General features: G+C 70.7%; 4 protein-coding genes. 3 read left to right on the top strand and 1 reads right to left on the bottom strand.

The window, feature by feature from the left end; all coding sequences use genetic code 11:
• Positions 1-548: 548 nt before the first annotated feature.
• Both ACWGST_RS16980 and ACWGST_RS16975 read left to right on the top strand, forming a co-directional pair.
• On the top strand, positions 549-824 hold the full coding sequence (locus ACWGST_RS16980) for a glutaredoxin family protein (RefSeq protein WP_452047845.1): 276 nt from the start codon (positions 549-551) through the stop codon (positions 822-824).
• A 159-nt stretch (positions 825-983) separates the two neighbouring features.
• The gene (locus ACWGST_RS16975; protein ID WP_452047844.1) at positions 984-1664 is read left to right on the top strand and encodes a hypothetical protein; all 681 of its coding nucleotides are present in this window, start codon (positions 984-986) and stop codon (positions 1662-1664) included.
• Here the strand turns inward: ACWGST_RS16975 and ACWGST_RS16970 are convergent.
• Positions 1607-2605 (bottom strand): LLM class F420-dependent oxidoreductase, encoded by a 999-nt coding sequence (locus tag ACWGST_RS16970; protein ID WP_452047843.1) that lies wholly within the window; start codon positions 2603-2605, stop codon positions 1607-1609. The two genes, ACWGST_RS16975 and ACWGST_RS16970, sit on opposite strands and share 58 nt — an antisense overlap.
• Before the next feature lie 114 nt (positions 2606-2719).
• Between ACWGST_RS16970 and ACWGST_RS16965 the strand changes: the two genes are divergently transcribed.
• A complete protein-coding gene (locus ACWGST_RS16965; protein WP_452047842.1) occupies positions 2720-3067 on the top strand; it encodes a hypothetical protein in 348 nt (115 codons plus the stop codon).
• Positions 3068-3109 lie beyond the last annotated feature (42 nt).

The raw sequence follows: 3109 nt of genomic DNA, 5'->3' as shown, positions 1-3109 counted from the left end.
CGCCAGCCTCGCCTAAGCACTCGCGGCCCGCGACCCCAGCACGCCCCGGAACGCTGCAACCCGTCGCCCCCCCGACACATTCACGCGACAGCCTCTCCTGTGCTGGTTCCATCACCGCACCATCGACACCTCCGGGTGGGGCATCCGCATGACCCACGGCGTCCCCCACGTCCGCCCGCCCGCCTGGCTCGACCCAGGCGGCCACTGGCGACCATCGACCACCTCACCCACCCGACTCACCGACCAACACGACCAACACCACCCGCCACCAGAACGCAAGACCGCATGACAAGCGACGCGAACACCCGCCCGGTCGAGCCGTCTCGCCTGACCCGCGGGCCACCGTGCACACAGGGGCTGCCCGACGCCCGGTCGAGCCGTCTCGCCTGACCCGCGGGCCACCGTGCACACCGGGGTTGCCCGACGCCCGGCGGGCAGGGCGAGCGCAGGCACCTCCACAAGCTCAGCGGCGCGTGCGCCGCACGCGATCCGGGCGCGCAACACCAGCCCCGGGAATATTCGACAGGGTACCCACGTAGGTTATTGGTATGACTTCCCCTGCCACTGACCTGAACCCTGCCCGCGTGACCATGTACGGCGCCGAGTGGTGCAGCGACTGCCGCCGCTCGAAGCGACTGCTCGATGCACGCGGCGTCGCCTACGACTATGTCGACCTCGAGACCGTCGCCGACGGCGCCGATCGGGCCAAGGCGATCAGCGGCCGCACGCAGATCCCCGTCGTCGTCTTCCCCGACGGCACGCACTTCACCGAGCCGACCGACGCCGAGCTCTCGGCGAAGCTCGACGAGGAACTCGCCGCGTAGCGACGCCGACGCAGACTGATGCATCAGCATCAGCATCACGTGAGCAAACGGGCCCGGCCCGTTCGGATCCCGTAACAAACGAGCGACCGCCCGCGGCCGGGCGTAGAACTGAGACATGCCTCAGACCAGCAAGCCGTCCACGGCCGGCGACGCGGCTCGATGACGCTCACGCGAATTCTGCCGACGCTCCGGCGGTCGATCCCCGACCCGCTCGCGGCCGATCGCTGGCCCGCGGCGACCGTCGCGTCGACCACCGACGTCACGGTCGACGGCGTCTCGCTGCTGCGCCTCGTCGAACTCTGCGGAACCCCCGCCGTGCACCTCGGCCCTGCGGCCGAGCCCGGCACCGGGGGCCGGCTTCCCTCGGCCACGATGCACACCGGCGTCGTGGTGGTGCGAGTGATCGAGGCATCCACTCATCTCGAGCGGCACGGCCGCGCCCTCTTGATCGACGCCGACCTCGCCGAGCTCGCACCGATCTGGGCCGAGACGCGGCTCATCGGCCGCGCATCGGCGGCGCGGGCCGTGCCGACACGGCTCACGGCGGCGACGCAGCGCCGAGCAGAGACACAGATCCCAGCGGCGACGCAGCGCCCGGCACCGTACCACCCGACATCGACGACCGGATGCTTCGCGCCCCCGCCGATCGTTCTGCCGGGCGACCTCGCCGCCGGCGACCTGCTGGCCGTGCCCTACTCGGCCGTCACCGACGATGCCGGCATCGCCCGCCCCACGAGCGGATGGCCCACCATCGCCAGCCCCGCCAGCGGATGGACCGCGGACTATCGCAGCGCCGGCACGACCTCCGCAGCGAAGAGCTCGAGCCCCGAACGGTCGTAGGCCGCCTCGGGGAAGTAGTGGATCGAGTAGCCGAGCCCGAGTTCGCGCCGCGCGGCGAGCTTCGCCGCCACCTGGGCGGGCGTGCCGACCGCGGCGTTCGGCGAGTGATAGTCGGCGATGTACTCCGCCGTCTTCGCGGGTCCGAGGTACGGCGCGACCCGCGCCTCGATCACGGCGAGTCGACGCGCGACATCCGCTTCGTCGACGCCGACGACCGTGTTGAAGTTCGACGACCGGGTGATCGCACCGAAGTCGGTGCCGAGGCGCTCGCAGTGCGCGCGCAGCACTTCGCTCTTGTGCGCGAACTGCTCGGGCGTGCCGGTGAAGTTCGTGTATGACGCGTACTTCGCCGCGATGCGCAGGGTCACCTGCTCGCCGCCGCCCGCGATCCAGAACGGGATGCCGCCCGGCTGCACCGGCTTCGGCTGCACGATGGCGCCGTCGACCTGGTAGTAGGTGCCGTCGAGTGTGGCGCTGCCCGTGGTCCACGCCTGGTGCATGATCTCGACGCCCTCGCGGAGCCGCCCGAGTCGCTCGGGGATCGGCGGGAACCCGTAGCCGTAGGCGCGCCACTCGTGCTCGTACCAGCCGCCGCCGATGCCCATCTCGAGCCGCCCGCCCGAGACGTGGTCGACCGTGGACGCGACCTTCGCGAGGTAGGCGGGGTTGCGGTAGCCCATGCACGTGCACATCTGCCCGAGCCGCACGCGCGAGGTCGACGCGGCGTATGCGGCCATGAGGCTCCACGCCTCGTGCGTCACCTCGGTCTCGGAGTGGTGCGGCACGGTGTGGAAGTGGTCGTAGACCCAGATCGACTCCCACACCGAGTCGGCCGCATCGGCGTACTCGGCGAGCGAGCGCATCGTGTGCCAGTGCTCGGCCGGATCGATGCCGACGAGATCGTGACGCCAGCCCTGGGGAACGAACATTCCGAATCGCATGGGCTCAACACTATGGGCGAGCGGGGGCACCGAATTCCGCCGCCGCCGGATGCCGGCCCAATCTCAGCGCCAGCACTGAGGACGACTCAGTTCCAACCCGTTAGGTTCAGGCAGATGAACGGACAGCTGCACTGCGAATACTCCGCCGACGACTTCCGGGCGACCGTCATCGAGACCGTCGACACTCGCCTCATCCACGTCTCCGGCTACGGGCTCTGCGCGAGCCCCGGATGGACCCTGCAACTCGTCGCCGCGAACCCGGGCGTCGTACCCCACCCCGAGAGCCTGTGGCTCGAGATCCGCGAGACGCCGCCCCCGAGCGACGCACCGGTGCGCGTGCTGAGCGAGGCCACCGTCGAGGCGATGATCGAAGACGCGCATGCGAAAGAGGTCGTCATCCGCTTCCGCTGGCGCGAGGGGTTCGTCCTCCCCCTGCGCGAGCGCGTCGGGGCCCTCCGCTGACCGACGCGATCTGAAACGAGTGGATGCCTCGTGGCCCGGGCC

The sequence above is a fragment of the Agromyces sp. NPDC055520 genome, assembly GCF_053619715.1.
The sequence above is the reverse complement of the archived record's forward strand: the minus strand, read 5'-3'. Positions and strand labels throughout refer to the sequence as shown.